Raw genomic sequence first — 14,454 nt, 5'->3', positions numbered from 1 at the left:
TGTCACGGTCAACGCGTGGGCTCTCGCACCACGTGCCTCGTCCATCTCAACAGCGCCGAACGCGATCAATATTTCGCCAGCCTCCATCCCAACAGCGCCTTGGATCTACGAGGTATCACACTTAGCCAGTCGCTCCTCACAAGCATCATGGACAAGTTGATGGCTCCTGGTAACAGTCGCCCTATCTTCGGTAAGGTCGACTTCAGTGACGTAGATTTCGATGGTGACGTAAGCTTCGCCTCGGCCATCTTCCGCAGTGAAGCCAACTTCAGCGGCGCAATATTCAACGGTAAGGCCGACTTCGGATCGGTCAGATTTGATGACTACGCCGGGTTTGTTGGAACTGTCTTCGGCAGAGAGACCTCTTTCAGCTCGACTGTCTTCAAGGGAGATGCTCATTTCGGCACGGCCGTCTTCGGCGAGGAAGGCGATAGAGGACCCACAGGGGCCGATGGGCGCGGCGCCTGGTTTGGCTCAGCCACCTTTCTCGGCTATGCAAGCTTCGGATTAGTGGACTTCAACGTCCAAGCGCGATTCGGCCTGGCAACCTTTAAAGGACTTGCTGATTTCGACTCGACCACCTTCTACGCTGATGCAGATTTTACAGAGAAGGCAATTTTCGAAGGGGATGCCAACTTTACCGCAACCGTATTCCATGGTGATGTAAATTTCACAGAGGTCTTATTTGCCAAGGTAACGAATTTCGGGCCTATGGTCTGCGCAAAACGAATGACACTGTCAAAAGCAATATTCGGGCGCCCTGTAACGGTCATGATCGCAGGTCGGGACCTAGTCTGCAGATGGACACTTTGGTCATCAAGGGCCGCCATCAAACTGCGTTACGCGAGAGTGGATTTTACTCAGGCAGTCTTCGAATATCCACTGAGTCTTTCGACAGAGCGTGCGCCTTTCTCTCTACCAAGCGGATCGGAGGTCAATGAGGCGCTCTTAGCCAACTGTGGCACTGCTACGGCACGCATAGCAACACTACATGGTGTCGATGCAGCCCACCTGGTTCTTGCCGATGTAGATCTATCCCAGTGTCTGCTAACAGGGACTGTACATCTTGATCAGGTACGCCTGGAAGGTAACTGCACCTTCAGCGTGGTTCCTCCTACAACCGGTTGGCCTCCACGGCGGTTTACGCCGCGCCAAACGCTTGCCGAGGAGCATAAGTGGCGCGCGAGCCAACCGTCTGCGGCACCGGGCTGGAATGGGGCCATTCCAGGAGCTGACGATGTCGGACCACGAACATTGGCACCCGCCTATCGCCAATTGCGCAAGTCATTTGAAGATAGCAAGAATGAGCCAGACGCAGCCGATTTCTATTATGGCGAGATGGAGATGCGTCGCAAGGATCGTGAGCGCCTCTTTGCCGAGCGCAGCCTACTTACCATCTATTGGGCCTTGTCAGGCTACGGACTGCGAGCGACTCGCGCCCTCGTATGGCTGGTACTAGCAATGACAGGAACATTGCTAGCAATGATGTTCTGGGGGTTACCAGCCAACACCCCGAATTCGGAGTCAATCGGGAAGATTACAGGGAAAGAAGTTCGCTTGATAACAAGCTCGCCAGCCCCCACCAATCCGACCGGACCGGTATTAGAACGAATATCCACCAAGCGCTTTGAAGCAAGCCTACGTGTAGTGACAAATTCAGTGATCTTCCGCTCATCAAATCAAGATCTAACGACCACCGGCACTTACGCCGAGATGGCTTCTCGTCTTAGTGAGCCGATTCTTCTTGGCTTCGCTATACTCGCGGTCCGAGGTAGGATAAAGCGATAGTTTCACTCACGCCCCACGGTCGTGTGGGGTTGGCGCTTCGTGGGGTGACCTGGCGTCAGACAGACTGGAAGCCCCTGGTAGGAACAGGTCCGCCAAGATCAAGTTCCGTACAACCAGAGGCTCCACGTGCCCTCCAGCATCGCCTATACCGCCGTACTCGATGTCCGCAGGGAGACCGCCGAAACCCTGGCCCGGCTCCTGTGCGGGCATCGCGACCAGCTCGGAACCCGCAAGAACACCCGGTCCCTGGGCGTCTTCAAGCAGGCCGTGCTCGTGCTGCGATGGTTCACCGACGGCACACGCCTGCCCCAACTCGCCCGGGACAACCGGATATCGCTCCCTCCACGAGGGGCTGACCCTGCTCGCCGATCAAGCCCCGGACCTGTCCACCGCGCTGGAACGTGCCGCTGCCGCCGGATACAGCCACCTCAACCTCGACGGCACCGTCATCCGCACCGACCGCGTTGCCGCACCCTGCCCCAACAAAGCCGACCTCTGCTGGTCCGGAAAACACAAGCACCACCGCGGCAACGTCCAGGTCATCTCCACCCCCGACGGCTGGCCGATCTGGGTCTCGCCCGTCCGCCCCGGCCGGGAGCACGACACCACCTGCGCCCGCGCCCACGGGCTGATCGCCGCGCTCAACCGGCTCGCGGCCATCCTGGACATTCCCACCCTGACCGACCTGGGCTACGAAAACGCCAGCCCCGGCTTCCGCCACCCAGTCAAGAAGCCCCAGGGCCGCGAACTCACCACCAGGCAGAAGACGTTCAACAGGGTCATCCGCGCCATCCACGGCGTCGCCGAACGCGCCAACGCCCCGCTCAAGGTTACCTTCAAGGCCCTGCGCCGGGGCAGCCTCGACCCCGGCAGCATCACCTGGATCGCCCGCGCGGCCCTCGTCCTGCTCCAGCTGGAAACCGGAGTCACCACCTGAACGGAGATCACGAACCGTCACGAGACGTTACCGAGAAGAGCACAATGGGCGATCTGATCCCCCGCCCCCTGCCCCGCAAAGTGCGGCCAGGCAAACAGCCAACCGGCATGCTCGGGGCGCTGGACGGCACCTTCGAGGGCGCCGCATCGGCGGCGGACGCCGTGGAGTTCCTGGACTTCGGGATCACCCGCAGGATCCGGCGTGCGGTGCGCGGCGCCGGGCTCGCCGGAGGGTGGGCGAGCCTGGCTGGCCAGTTCGCGATCGCCGTGCGGACCAGGCCCGAGGGCCGCAACGATTACGACAACGAGAAAGCCTTGATGGTCTTCACGGACCGCCGGGTCCTCTTGATGTGCACCGTGTCCACCAAGAAGGTGCCGCTCTTCGGCAAGGTCCCGCCCGGGACGCAGCTGAGGGAGGCCCGGCAGTTGTGCGAGATCCCACCGGGAAAGCTCGAGCAAGTCGTCATCAGGCACACCCCGCTCTCGAACCGGGTGGATCTCCACTTCGCCGACGGCTCCATCGCCGCGCTGGAAGTGGAAGCACAGCAGGCCCGGGCCCTGGAGGCGTTGAGCCAGGGCATCGCCCCACCACCGCAGCCCTGACATCCCCGGGCGCCACGGGGTGCGGGATCATGCCGCCGTGCCGGGGGTAGGGCCTGACTGGGGTTTGCCTCCGTTTGTTGACATCTCTTGAAGATCGGATCGTAGGGTCCGAGGAGGAGATGTCCAGGCGGGTGCTGCCCGGTATCCCGAGGAATTCAAGCGGGACGCGGTCGAGCTCGTGCTGTCCACCGGCCGGTCGATCGGCTCGGGAGACCGCCAGCTACATCAAGCACCACCTGACGATCGCGGGCCGCTCGGACCCGCTGTTCTCCGGCGACGCCGTCGACCTGATCCCACGTCACCAGCCAGGCATGCCTGCTCGGTCAACAACATCGCCCTGCAGTCCCTCATCGCTGCGTTCGCCGACGAGTCCTCCACCCGCCTCGCCATCACCGAGACGCACGCGGCAGAGCGACGACGAAAGCGACACCGTGACCATGAAGGCCCCGGCGGCCTGGCGGCCGCCGGGGTGGTTTCACACCACTCTGTCGACAACCAGCACGCTGCCTTCATGCACATCTTCAGCGTCGCTCAACACCCCAGGGATGGCGCGATGGCGACAGCCGTCGAGTATCCGGAAGAGGTGGACCAGAACATGGGTGTCGGTGCGTGGCCTTACTGGCACGACGGCGTGCTCTACAACACCTCAGCCGGCGTCTGCATCAACAGCGATTCCTACGCCCTCGTGGCATTGCCCACGACTGCATCTTAAGCGGGGACCCTCACCATCATCCTCGGGTCCGGTGGCGCGATCAGCTGGGGCCGACTGCCTGCAGTGCGGTTGTCCAGTCGGTGGCGATGGCGTTCTGCGCCGGAGCGAGCTTTATCGTTCCTGCACAGACCGCCTTGTAGAGCTTGTACTCGACGGTGTCCTTGTCGGTCGCGGCGTAGCCGCCCACGTCGTAACGGGGCTCGGGCCACAGGTTCTGGGCGCTCTTGGGGGCGCCGCCGAGTGAGAGCGGTATGAGGTGGTCTTCCTCGTAGTCGGCGGTGGAGGTGTCGCTGTAGCCGTACTCCGCGATCTGCTGCACCTTCAGGGCGTTGGTGTAGCTGGTCGACGGGCGGATCGAGCTGCTGTAACCGGACACGCAGATCGTCGAGTTGATCGTGGACTGGGTGACCGCGGAGTTGAGGGCGCCGGGCTGGCAGGCGGCGTCCTGCAGCGGAAGATAGGACTGGCTGCAACTTGCGGCGTGGGCGGTGCCAGTGCCGAGGACGAGTCCGGCGGCTGCGAGGGCGAGGGCGGCGGTGCTGGCGGCAAGGCGGCGATTCAGGCGCATGAGGGGCTCCCGCGAGTTCGGCCCGACAGTCGCCCGGGCGAGTGTGTGCATGACAACACACTGGCGGTCTATGCGGGTAGATCCTGCGAGGTTAACAACAGAAGACCAGCCGCGGTTTCATGCCTCCGCAAGCGAGTCCTTTGCCCAAGTGGCCGCATTTTCCGGGTCGTTGTTCAGCGACTCTTTTCCCAACGGGAGTTGCCGTCCCGGCGCGTCCGGAGCCGACTGCTTGGATGGACCTGCCCGGGATGACGCCCGTCGTCCCCACCTGCTACGGATGCGGGGATACCGCGGTCACGCCGGTCAGAGTGCCGACCAGCACCAACCCGCCGGCCAGAGTCGGCGTGGCGAACCGGGAGGTCTCCCCCACAGGCGCGGTGGCCCGCACCGTGCCCCGGTCGGCATCCAGCGCGTACAGGGTGCCGCGCGGGTCCAGGCTGTATACGGTGCGGCCGCCCGCCGCCGGGGAGCCGGTCGCCGCGGCCGGTGCCCGCCAGCCGAGGCCAAGCCGGGGGCCGGGGTCGACGCGGACCTGGCGCAGCCCGCCGGGACAGGGCACGTACAGGGTGGAACCGACCGCGGCCGCCCCGCCGTAGGCTTCGCACACCTGCCCGTCGGCCGCCTGGCCGCCGATGCCGCCGAAGTCGTCGGCGTGCAGCAGGTATCCGTGGCCGCTCTTGCCGGCGACGAAGACCAGCCCGCCGGGCAGCAGCACCGGGCCCATTGAGCCCAGGTCGGCGTCGGCTGCATTGTCCTCGGCCCACTGGGTGGGGGCGAAGCCGTCCTGCAGGTGCAGCCCGGGCGACAGGCGCAGTACCGCGTCGCTGTGGTCCCATGCGCCGGAGGTCGCCGCGCCGTTGCCGACCGCGACGTACAGCCGCCCCTGGTCGTCGACGGCAGGCCCGGAGGGGCTCCAGATGCCGCCCTCCCGGGTGGTCGGGACCCGATAGACCGTCAGCGGCCCGCTGCCGTCGGTGCGCGAGGCGACGACCCACCCGTGGTAGTCGCCGCAGTCGCCCAGCAGACCGCCGTACGCGATGTACACCCGCCCCCGCGACAGGGCCAGCGCGGCCCGCTGCTGATGCGCCCGTGGGTCGGCTCCAGGCGGGTCGACCGAGCGGCGCACTCGCACCTTCCCTGTGCGCGCGTCCACCCCGAGCAGCAGGTGCGCCGGGCCGGTCACCTCGGCGACGGCAAAGACCAGGCCGGTCGCCGGATCGTAGACCGGCGTGCCCGTGATGCCCAGCGGGTCGATGTTGCCGCACGGCAACTGGGACAGCGGCACGGGCGTGCCGACTGTGGTGTGCCATCGGACCCGTCCGGTGCGCAGATCGAGCGCGTACAGCGAGTCGGCCTCGGTGGCCACCAGCACGCTGTCGCCCACCAAAGCCGCTGCCGCCGCGGCCGTCGGCGCTGGATCCCTACAAGGCGGTGATCGACGGGATCCTGCGGGCAGACCTGGACGCGCCGCGTAAGAAGCGGCACACGGTCACGAGGATCTTCCACCGGCTGGTCGAGGAGCACGGCGCGAACGTGTCGTATCCGATGGTCAGGCGCTATCTCGCCGACCGGAAGCCGCAGATCGCGGTGGAGGCGGGCAAGGCGCCCATCGAGGCGTTCGTCCCGCAGACCCATCCGCCCGGGATGGGGGCGGAGGTCGACTTCGGCGACGTGGCCGTGCGGCTCGCCGGCGAGCTGGTGACCTACTACCTGTTCTCCTTCCGCCTGTCGTATTCGGGCAAGGCCGTCCACCGGGTGTTGGCCTCTGCCGGCCAGGAAGCCTTCTCCGAAGGCCACGTGCACGCGCTGCGGGTGCTGGGCGGGATCCCTCCTACAGGCTCGCCTCCACCCGGGCCCGGGTGGAGGAGCCAGCCAAGGCCGGCTGAGAGGTGGGCCCGAAAGGGGCCGTGGGAGGGCGAGGGGGCAACACAGATCTGCGGCACAAGCAAGCGTTGCGCCGAGCTCACTGCCCATTGGCCACCGCGACGACGGCCTCCGCTCACGGGGTGCCGTGGCCCTCGGCGCACAGTGCGTGGTCGATCAGGGAGCTGGCCGCTTTCTCTTGGTCCAGTATGTGCTCCGGGGTGTCGCCGCGTGCCTCGGACATGGAGACCACGGCACTGCGCCTGGCGTCGTTGGTGACGCCGTTGAGGGTGATGTAGCCACCATCCCCGCCCTCGTGGCTCCAGTAGGTTCCTCCGCAGCTCAGGGGGCGTTCGACCAGGCCGAGCCCGTAACGGCCGCCGGGCCACAGCTGTTGGACCTCCGCGTTCACGGGAACCGTCTGCTTCATCTCGGCCAGCTGCCGCGTAGGTAGCAGGCGGCCCGCGAGCAGCGCGCGGAGGAAGACGTTCTCGTCCCGCGTGGTCGTGACCCACGAAAGGCTCTCGTGGTCCACCGGTATCTGGTCGGTGACGTCCACCCGGGAACCGGGGCCGAAGAGCTGGTAGCCCTGGGCGTGCGGCTGGGGCAGGGTGGGCGAGGTGCCCATCCACCGGGTCTGGTCGAGGCCGAGCGGGCGCAGGATGCGGTCTTCGATCTCCTGGTGGGCGGGGTGACCGGTGGCCTTCTGGATGATCAGGCCGAGCAGGACGTAGCCGGTGTTGGAGTACGCCCAGCCCTTGCCGGGCGGGAAGTCCGGCGCGTGGGCCACGGCGCGGGCAACCAGCTGCTCGGGGCCGTAGACGTCGTGGCGCTGCTGGTAGTACTCCTTGGGCGTGGTGTATCCGGGCAGGCCGTCAGGGATGCCGCTGGTGTGCTGGAGCAGTTGGCGGATGGTGACCCGGCTGCCATCGTTGCCCTTACTCTGCACCACTCCCGGCAGCCAGTGGTCGACCGTGTCGTGAAGGGACAGCCTGCCCTCGGCCTCCAGTTGGAGGACCACGGTGGCGACCAGCGTCTTGGACGTGCTGGCCATGCGGAAGTAGCCGTTGGAAGGGACAGGGCGGCCGGTGTCCAGGTCGGCGGTGCCGCTGGTGGCGACCGACTGCCGACCGTCAGGTGCGATCACGCGGACTTGCACACCGCTGATACCGAGGACGTGGATCGCCTCGGCGTCCTGGCGCAACCGCTCCACGGGGGAGGGTCCGGCGGGCTTGGCGCCGGTGGTGGCCGCGCAGGCGGTGAGCAGCGTAGCGACACCAAGTGCCATGGCGAGGTGCTTTCGCAGAATCGAACTCATGACTGAACGCTAGTTTCGCCCCTCACGGGGTGCGATCCGGCGAACCCCAGGATCGGAGTGGGGATATCCCCCCAGCGCGTGCTTTGGGGGTTCAGAAACAGACTCATCCGCGCATTGATAAAAGTTGCGGGCCGCTGTCGATCCGGCCGCGTCCCGTTCGACGTCATGATGTGCGGCGCCTCGCCACACGATGACGCGACAGGACCTGACGAGGAAACACGTGGATCAACTGCTGAGAGTGATGAACTTCAACGTCTCGAGCGATGGGATCGGTGCCGGTGAGCACCAGAGTCTCGAGCGGCCGTTCGGCCACGACCATCCCGAGAGGCTGTTCGCCTGGGCCGGAGCCACGGCGAGCTGGCCCATGCGCACGGATCCCGGCGGGAGCCGGGGCCTGGACGACTACTTCACGCGGGACTTCGCACGCAACATCGGTGCCGAGATCATGGGCCGCAACAAGTTCGGGCCCCAGCGCGGGCCCTGGCAGGACCATGAGTGGCGCGGCTGGTGGGGGAAGGAGCCCCCGTTCCGCACGCCGGTGTTCGTCATGACCCACCACACGCGTCCTTCGTTCACGCTCTGCGACACCACGTTCCACTTCGTCGACGGCGACCCGTCCACGGTCCTCGAACGGGCGCGGGAAGCGGCGCAGGGCAAGGACGTCAGGCTCGGCGGCGGGGTCACCACCATCCGGCAGTTCCTCGACGCCGACCTCGTCGACACCATGCACGTGGCGGTCTCGCCGGTAAAGCTCGGGTCCGGACTACGACTCTGGGAGTCCCCCGATGAACTGCTCGACCGGTTCCACCTGGAGGTCGTGCCCAGCCCGAGCGGCGTGACGCACCACCTGTTCTGGCGAAGGTGACGCAAGGGCCCACTCGGGGCCGGCTGAAAAGGCCGGCCGGCCACTCAACGACCAGCCGTTCAGCTGATGCGCCCTGATCAAGGGTTCAAAGACGGGTTCTGACACCTGCAGGCCCCGCCTCGACGGCCCGCCGCCCTCACGGGCTGCGGGCCGTCCCACGAAGTGACGTCATTTCTCGCGAACATTCACGGCCCCGCAGACCGCCCACCGACGCTCAAACCGATGGACAAACGCTGCTGCTTGAGGTGAACGAAGCCAGATCTGCTCATCCGATGCTGGGCGTGGTGAAGGGGTACAGCGTGCGCAGGCCCTCGTTCAACGCGTACGACAACGCCGACCCGTGGGTCTGCCTGGGGTACAGGCGGGAGGTGAGCTCCAGGGTGGCTAGGGCGGACGTCAGCGGGCTCTGGCACAGATTTGGGGAGCGGTCGCGGAGGGCCATCGTGGCGTTCGATTTCGTCGGAGCACTGTGGGTTGAGACCGCGTACGCCGCATCACTCAGCGGAACATGGTGACGCTCGGTCAGATAACGGGCGCCGTGTTGGTCCCTGCACGGCTCGCTCTGGCGACGGTGAACCAGCCGACATTTGGCTGGTCGGTTCGCGCAGGTCGTTCTCCTCGCGGTGTGCTGGGGCGGAGTCGTTCCGCTTCCACGAATGTGGAACGACAACGTAATCGCGGTCGGCGTCGCGGAGGGCTGGGCCGTTCCGCAAGAGAACGGCGCCGCGGGAATCGGCCGGAGCGCACCGTGTACGCGGTCGGCCCCGCCCGGAGCACCGAGCACGGAGCACGGAGCGTCGCCTGAACAGCCGGATTCGTACTCCGGCCGAGCAGTTGCGGGAACTTGCCGACGCCGATGCGAAACGCCTGGAGTTCGAGCAGGCTGGCTCTGGCTGTATCCGTTGGTGGGTCAGTGCGCGAGTACGTCCGGGAAGCCGAACGTCGCGACCAGTGTGGGATCGTGGAACTTGATCACGCGGGAGACGCCGGTGGCGGTGGGGGCCAGCACCACGACGCCGTCGGCTTGGAGCGCGCCGTCTGCATCCCGGCGGTACACGACGGCGGCGGGTTGGCCGTTGGCTGTGGTGGCGATCATCCGCCAGTCGCCCGGTGTACCCACCACGTACGCGTCGAGCATGCGGATGCACATCGCCCGGCCCGCCTGCCAGTCGCGGAATGGCGTCGCCTCCAGCGTGGCGTCGGTGCGCAGCACCTGTTCCAGCAGGCCGGCGTCGGAGCGTTCGAAGGCCGCGATGTAGGCGGTGAGCAGCGCGCGTGCCCGTTGGTCGGTCGGTTCGAGCAGTTCCTCGGGCTCCGGCTCCAGTTCGTCCAGCCGGGCGCGGGCGCGCTGCAGACCGCTCTTGACTGCCGCCGTGGTGGTGTCGAGGATCTCCGCGGTCTCTATCGTCGAGAACGCCAGCACCTCGCGCAGGATGAGGATCGCGCGTTGGCGGGCGGGCAGGTGCTGCAGGCTGGCGATGAGCGCCAGCCGCACCGACTCGCGTTCGACCACCACCGCGGCCGGATCGTCGGCGGGCGGGGCGATCCAGGCATCCGGCAGGGGTTCGAGCCACGATGCCTCGCCCGGCGCAACGGTACTCGGCGGGCGATCAGGTCCGTCGTACGGTCCTGCCAGACCTGAGGGCAGCAGCCGGATCGGGCGCGGCTTCAACGCCCTCAGGCAGACGTTGGTGGCGATCTTGTAGAGCCAGGACCGAATCGACGCGCGGCCCTCGAATCCGGAGTAGGACCGCCACGCCCGCAGATAGGTCTCCTGCACCAGATCCTCGGCGTCGTGCGCCGAGCCGACCATGCGGTAGCAGTGCGCCAACAGCTCCCGGCGAAACCGCTCAGTCTCGGCGGTGAACCGGTCTTGATTCGGTGCCGCCCGCAGATGCGATGTCACGCCGCGAGCCTAGTACGGCAGCACGTCGAGGCGTGGTCCACGGGCCGACGCCGCCGACAGCACCAGGCCCCGCCGCAGCCACGATCGACGACGCGGCACCCTCTCGCAGAGGCGGCGGCCACGATCAGACCTCGTCGAGCTGCAGGATCATGCCGCGGAAGGTTGCGTAGCGGGCCAGGTTCACCGCGGCATCCTCGGCGGTGCGCCGGCCGGTCTCGGACCCGAGCGCGGCTTCCAGCGCAGCCAAATCGTCCCAGTCCAGCATCACAACCATGTAGCACGGCTCGCCGATCACGGCTGCCGGCTCATGACTGCGCGTGTAACGGCGCAGGCCCGGATACTGCTTCGCCAACGGAATGTGGACGTCGTTGTAGTGCCGTTCGAACGCGTCGACGTCGGAGGGGACGTCGTACATCACGACGAATCGCGCCCTCGGCTTGGCGGCCGGATCCACGGTTGCGGTCATCTGTTCCAACTCCTGTCATGGGAACATCCGGTGTGCGCACCACCGGCTCGGCACTGGGGGGGTCCTCAGGGCAGCAGGGCCAGCTTGCCGACGGTGGCCCTGGCTTCCAGCTCCATTAGCGCTTTCGGGCCGTCGGCCAGTTCGTACACGGTGGGCCGGCTGGGAGCGAGCACGCCGGCCGCGATCAGCGCGGACAGCTCACCCATCAGCTCGCCAAAGATCTGCGGCGCGGCCTGGATCAGCACGCCGATGTTCAGGCCGATGAGGTGGACCTGGTGCTTGTACACCAACTCCCAGTTGGTGATCGGGGCTTCGCCGCCCGCCACGCCGTAGACGACGACACGGCCGGTGACCCGCCTGGCCGCGGCCAGGCTGGCGGCGAAGGTGGCGCCGCCGGCCGACTCCAAAACCACATCGACGCCGGAACCCCCGGTCAGCTCCGTCACCTCGGCGGCGAGGTCGCCGCCGAGAGAGTCCAGGACGTGGTCGGCTCCCAGTGCCCGCACTGTCTCGTGCTTGCCCGGCGAGGCGGTAGCGATGACCGTCGCACCGTAGTGCTTGGCTATTCTCACCGCAGCCTGACCGGTCCCGCCCGCCGCGGCGTGGATCAGCACAACCTGCCCGGCAGCAATGCCGCCCAAAGGCTTGAGCGCAGCCAGGGCAGTGGGCCAGTTCACGACCAGACCCAGCGCCTGCTGCTCCGTCCAGCCCGAAGGCACCGGCACCGCCGCAGCAGCGGGCAGGACCATGTACTCGGCGAAAGCGCCGGTTCCGACGCCGACCACGCGGGCCCCCGGTTGCGGTCCGGTCACCGCCTCGCCCACCGCAACGACCTCACCGGCGGCCTCGAAACCCGCCAGGTACGGTGACCGCGGGCCGTCCAGGAACGTGCCGCGGGCCTTCGAAATGTCGGCGAAGTTGACCCCGGCGGCGGTGACCCGGATCAGGACCTCGCCCTGGCCGGGGACGGGCACCGGCGCGTCGGTGATCAGGCACATGTCCTGCGGTCCGTTGAGGGAGGTCTGCTGCAGCGCACGCATGGTCGCGGGAATGCTCATCGGCGATCAGCCTTTCTTTCTCGGCGTACATGAGAGAGACCGACCGGCACGTCGGGCGGGCCGCGCCTCTCACCATGTAGATCCCGGCCACCGCAAAAAGGAATCGATGGCTCTCGGATCGCACGGGGTCAGCATCCGCCGAGGATGAGCCTGCTGGTCATGTTGAGCTCGACCTCGCCGTACGGCGCACGCGGGTTCAGAACAGCGCGGTCCGCTGAAGACCGCCCTAGCCACACCTACGAGGCCGACGTGATCGGCCCCGCGCCCCTGCGGGCTGGAGCGTGATTGTCACGGGAGTGGCAACGCTGGAAGGGCAAAGAGCAAGTGGCCTACTGGCAGGGGGTGTTGACTGCCCGGATCGGCGGGCAGAAGAACCCAGGGAGGTCTCATGCACGTCTCATCCTTGGATGAACTGGTGGGCTTTCTCCACGCCCGCCTGGACGAGGACGCGCACGACGCCCACCTGTTCCACGAGCTGGCCTGCCCCTGCTCCGTGACTCCCATGCGGTCAGCGGGATGCGCCTGCCCGTGCCCCGCGTCGCTGCTCGCCGCCGTCCGCGTCAGCGAAGGCATCCTGCGCCGATACGAGCAGCAGCTCGAACGCGAGCGTCAGTGCGGCCTTGTCTGGCCCCTGGAGTCAAGCCTTGTCTTCGCGGTCCTCAAAGCCATGGCCCTGCCCTACGAACTCCACCCGGCATGGCGGGACAGCTGGTACCCCTAGACGAAACTCGGATGCGTCGGGGTGGACGACGGCCGTCTGCCGTCTCCCGCCGTCAGGTCGCCCAGTTCCTGCTGAACCCTGCCGGTAGTCGTCTCAGCCACTCAAAGTTTGCTGCCGACAGCGGTTGTGCGTGCCTCGACCGGTATGCCGACGCCGCATGGTCCTCCGGTTGGGTGAACCGGCCCGGCGGCCGCCTACCAGCGGGAGGACCTCCGACAAGCTGGCGGTCATCGCAAGGGAGAGGTTCCATCGACATGATCTCGCGCCACCCGGCAGTGCCGGGTGTCTCCACTGGCCTGCCCGGAGGCATCGGCGCCTCCGCGTGTGCTGTCCCGTCACGTCCTCCTGCCGACCTGCAAGGGTTGCCGCACCCGCCGGTGTTCGCCATGCCGTATCCCGCCCAGCTCAACCCGTATGTGGCTGCCGCCCGCGAGCGGGCCGCGATGTGGGCCAGGCAGACGGGCCTGACCGGGCCGGGCGGAGTCTGGAGCCGGGAGCACTTCGACGTCCTGGAACTGGCGCTGTTCACCGCACTCACCCAGCCGCGCCTGCCCCGCGAAGAGCTGCTGCTGGTCGGCGACTGGAACGTCTGGGCCTTCGCCGTCGACGACCACTTCCTGACCTACAAGGCGGCCGCCGACGAGCCGGGCGCACAGCGATTCGTGGCCCGCCTTGCAGCCTGTATGCCGATGGACTCCACCCCCGCGTCGACGCCCGGGCACCCAGTGGAGCGCGCGCTCGCCAACGTGTGGGCCCGCTCCAAGCCCACACTGCCGGCCATGCTGTGCCGCCGGCTGCGGGATGCGGCCCTCGACTTCGCCGCTGCCAACCTGTGGGAACTGGCCAACACCCTGCACGGCCGTGTCCCCGACCCGGTCGAGTACGTCCAGATGCGCCGCCGCACCGCCGGCACCCCGCTCTCCACCGTCCTGCCCCTGCACTCCCGCGGGCGGGACCTTCCGGCGGAACTGCTCACCCATCCAACGGTGCTGGCGCTCATCGAGGCATTCGCCGACAACGTGGACCTGCGCAACGACCTCTACTCCCACCGCAAGGAGACGGAACTGGAAGGGGAGCGCAACAACGCCGTCCCCGTGTTCCAGCACTTCCTGCGCTGCTCACTGCAGACCGCGGTGGACACCGTGGGCGATCTGATGAACGCCCGGCTGGACTGCTTCGACCGGCTCGCACGGGAGGAACTGCCGAAGCTGGCCGACGAGTTCGGCCCGGACGCGTACCGGTCGATCGCGGCCTACGCGGACAGTCTCAAGGACTGGCTGGCGGGCGACCATGCCTGGTACCCGCAGACCGGCCGGTACGCCGTCGGCCTCGTGTGAGGGGTCAGTCCCTCAGGGTGAACGCGGTGGACAGGACCTTGAGGGCCACGGTGGGATGGAACAGCACGGCGGGGGACGCCACCATGTTCACCACCCGCACGAACCTCGACCAGACCGCCGCGTCCCTCACCGCGACACGGAAGAGCCTGGTGTTGTACCAGTGCGCGATCCTCGCCCCGAGGGGCTGTCGGTCCGGATTCCACATCAGGTCCGAATTGGTGGAGAGCGTCCACGGGCCGAGCAGCAACCGGCCCACCCGCTTCTGGTAGTCCCCGCGAACGGTCATGTTGCGGAAAACGAGTTCTGCCGTCTG

General features: G+C 67.0%; 14 protein-coding genes and 1 pseudogene. 7 read left to right on the top strand and 8 right to left on the bottom strand.

Annotation, left to right across the window (positions count from 1 at the left end):
* Positions 1 to 15 precede the first annotated feature (15 nt).
* From P2Q00_RS18555 to P2Q00_RS18540, 4 genes and pseudogenes are all read left to right on the top strand, one after another.
* Positions 16 to 1,788, top strand: coding sequence for a pentapeptide repeat-containing protein (locus P2Q00_RS18555; RefSeq protein ID WP_275773690.1), 1,773 nt, complete (start codon positions 16 to 18; stop codon positions 1,786 to 1,788).
* 126 nt (positions 1,789 to 1,914) lie between these two features.
* A pseudogene (locus tag P2Q00_RS18550) lies at positions 1,915 to 2,725 on the top strand (HARBI1 family protein).
* Between the two features lie 44 nt (positions 2,726 to 2,769).
* Positions 2,770 to 3,327 carry a hypothetical protein gene (locus P2Q00_RS18545; protein WP_275773689.1) on the top strand — a complete coding sequence of 186 codons (558 nt, stop codon included), beginning with the start codon at positions 2,770 to 2,772 and terminating at the stop codon, positions 3,325 to 3,327.
* 178 nt (positions 3,328 to 3,505) lie between these two features.
* Positions 3,506 to 4,039: a hypothetical protein gene (locus P2Q00_RS18540; protein WP_275773688.1), complete on the top strand. Its 534-nt coding sequence runs from the start codon at positions 3,506 to 3,508 to the stop codon at positions 4,037 to 4,039.
* 40 nt (positions 4,040 to 4,079) lie between these two features.
* On the opposite strand, the gene P2Q00_RS18535 is transcribed toward P2Q00_RS18540, so the two are convergent.
* From P2Q00_RS18535 to P2Q00_RS18525, 3 genes are all read right to left on the bottom strand, one after another.
* The gene (locus P2Q00_RS18535) at positions 4,080 to 4,607 is read right to left on the bottom strand and encodes a hypothetical protein (protein WP_275773687.1); all 528 of its coding nucleotides are present in this window, start codon (positions 4,605 to 4,607) and stop codon (positions 4,080 to 4,082) included.
* Positions 4,608 to 4,878: 271 nt separating this feature from the next.
* On the bottom strand, positions 4,879 to 5,991 hold the full coding sequence (locus P2Q00_RS18530) for an outer membrane protein assembly factor BamB family protein (RefSeq protein ID WP_275773686.1): 1,113 nt from the start codon (positions 5,989 to 5,991) through the stop codon (positions 4,879 to 4,881).
* Positions 5,992 to 6,606: 615 nt separating this feature from the next.
* Complete coding sequence (locus P2Q00_RS18525) at positions 6,607 to 7,788, bottom strand: serine hydrolase domain-containing protein (protein WP_275773685.1); 1,182 nt, start codon at positions 7,786 to 7,788, stop codon at positions 6,607 to 6,609.
* A 220-nt stretch (positions 7,789 to 8,008) separates the two neighbouring features.
* Here P2Q00_RS18525 and P2Q00_RS18520 point away from each other — a divergent pair, with 220 nt between their 5' ends.
* Complete coding sequence (locus P2Q00_RS18520; protein WP_275773684.1) at positions 8,009 to 8,653, top strand: dihydrofolate reductase family protein; 645 nt, start codon at positions 8,009 to 8,011, stop codon at positions 8,651 to 8,653.
* Between the two features lie 265 nt (positions 8,654 to 8,918).
* On the opposite strand, the gene P2Q00_RS18515 is transcribed toward P2Q00_RS18520, so the two are convergent.
* The 4 genes from P2Q00_RS18515 to P2Q00_RS18500 form a co-directional block, all read right to left on the bottom strand.
* The gene (locus P2Q00_RS18515) at positions 8,919 to 9,095 is read right to left on the bottom strand and encodes a hypothetical protein (RefSeq protein WP_275773683.1); all 177 of its coding nucleotides are present in this window, start codon (positions 9,093 to 9,095) and stop codon (positions 8,919 to 8,921) included.
* Between the two features lie 468 nt (positions 9,096 to 9,563).
* Positions 9,564 to 10,559 carry an RNA polymerase subunit sigma-70 gene (locus P2Q00_RS18510; protein ID WP_275773682.1) on the bottom strand — a complete coding sequence of 332 codons (996 nt, stop codon included), beginning with the start codon at positions 10,557 to 10,559 and terminating at the stop codon, positions 9,564 to 9,566.
* Positions 10,560 to 10,683: 124 nt separating this feature from the next.
* Positions 10,684 to 11,025 carry an EthD family reductase gene (locus P2Q00_RS18505; RefSeq protein ID WP_275773681.1) on the bottom strand — a complete coding sequence of 114 codons (342 nt, stop codon included), beginning with the start codon at positions 11,023 to 11,025 and terminating at the stop codon, positions 10,684 to 10,686.
* Positions 11,026 to 11,090: 65 nt separating this feature from the next.
* Positions 11,091 to 12,083: a zinc-binding dehydrogenase gene (locus P2Q00_RS18500; RefSeq protein ID WP_275773680.1), complete on the bottom strand. Its 993-nt coding sequence runs from the start codon at positions 12,081 to 12,083 to the stop codon at positions 11,091 to 11,093.
* Positions 12,084 to 12,471: 388 nt separating this feature from the next.
* On the opposite strand from P2Q00_RS18500, the gene P2Q00_RS18495 reads away from it, so the two are divergent.
* Together P2Q00_RS18495 and P2Q00_RS18490 are read left to right on the top strand one after the other, a co-directional pair.
* On the top strand, positions 12,472 to 12,804 hold the full coding sequence (locus tag P2Q00_RS18495; RefSeq protein WP_275773679.1) for a DUF6221 family protein: 333 nt from the start codon (positions 12,472 to 12,474) through the stop codon (positions 12,802 to 12,804).
* Between the two features lie 386 nt (positions 12,805 to 13,190).
* The gene (locus tag P2Q00_RS18490; RefSeq protein ID WP_275773678.1) at positions 13,191 to 14,141 is read left to right on the top strand and encodes a terpene synthase family protein; all 951 of its coding nucleotides are present in this window, start codon (positions 13,191 to 13,193) and stop codon (positions 14,139 to 14,141) included.
* 4 nt (positions 14,142 to 14,145) lie between these two features.
* Here the strand turns inward: P2Q00_RS18490 and P2Q00_RS18485 are convergent, their stop codons facing one another.
* Positions 14,146 to 14,427, bottom strand: coding sequence for a hypothetical protein (locus tag P2Q00_RS18485; protein ID WP_275773677.1), 282 nt, complete (start codon positions 14,425 to 14,427; stop codon positions 14,146 to 14,148).
* Positions 14,428 to 14,454: the final 27 nt, after the last annotated feature.

This window comes from Streptomyces coacervatus, assembly GCF_029223485.1.
Classification (GTDB): Bacteria; Actinomycetota; Actinomycetes; order Streptomycetales; family Streptomycetaceae; genus Streptomyces; species Streptomyces coacervatus.
This window is presented reverse-complemented; position numbering and strand designations above follow the sequence as displayed.

Excerpts from the sequence above, each read along its gene's own strand:
- P2Q00_RS18545 (WP_275773689.1), top strand. The coding sequence starts at position 2,770 with ATGGGCGATCTGATCCCCCGCCCCCTGCCCCGCAAAGTGCGGCCAGGC.
- P2Q00_RS18535 (WP_275773687.1), bottom strand. The coding sequence starts at position 4,607 with ATGCGCCTGAATCGCCGCCTTGCCGCCAGCACCGCCGCCCTCGCCCTC.
- P2Q00_RS18525 (WP_275773685.1), bottom strand. The coding sequence starts at position 7,788 with ATGAGTTCGATTCTGCGAAAGCACCTCGCCATGGCACTTGGTGTCGCT.
- P2Q00_RS18515 (WP_275773683.1), bottom strand. The coding sequence starts at position 9,095 with ATGGCCCTCCGCGACCGCTCCCCAAATCTGTGCCAGAGCCCGCTGACG.
- P2Q00_RS18505 (WP_275773681.1), bottom strand. The coding sequence starts at position 11,025 with ATGACCGCAACCGTGGATCCGGCCGCCAAGCCGAGGGCGCGATTCGTC.
- P2Q00_RS18500 (WP_275773680.1), bottom strand. The coding sequence starts at position 12,083 with ATGAGCATTCCCGCGACCATGCGTGCGCTGCAGCAGACCTCCCTCAAC.
- P2Q00_RS18495 (WP_275773679.1), top strand. The coding sequence starts at position 12,472 with ATGCACGTCTCATCCTTGGATGAACTGGTGGGCTTTCTCCACGCCCGC.
- P2Q00_RS18490 (WP_275773678.1), top strand. The coding sequence starts at position 13,191 with ATGCCGTATCCCGCCCAGCTCAACCCGTATGTGGCTGCCGCCCGCGAG.
- P2Q00_RS18485 (WP_275773677.1), bottom strand. The coding sequence starts at position 14,427 with ATGACCGTTCGCGGGGACTACCAGAAGCGGGTGGGCCGGTTGCTGCTC.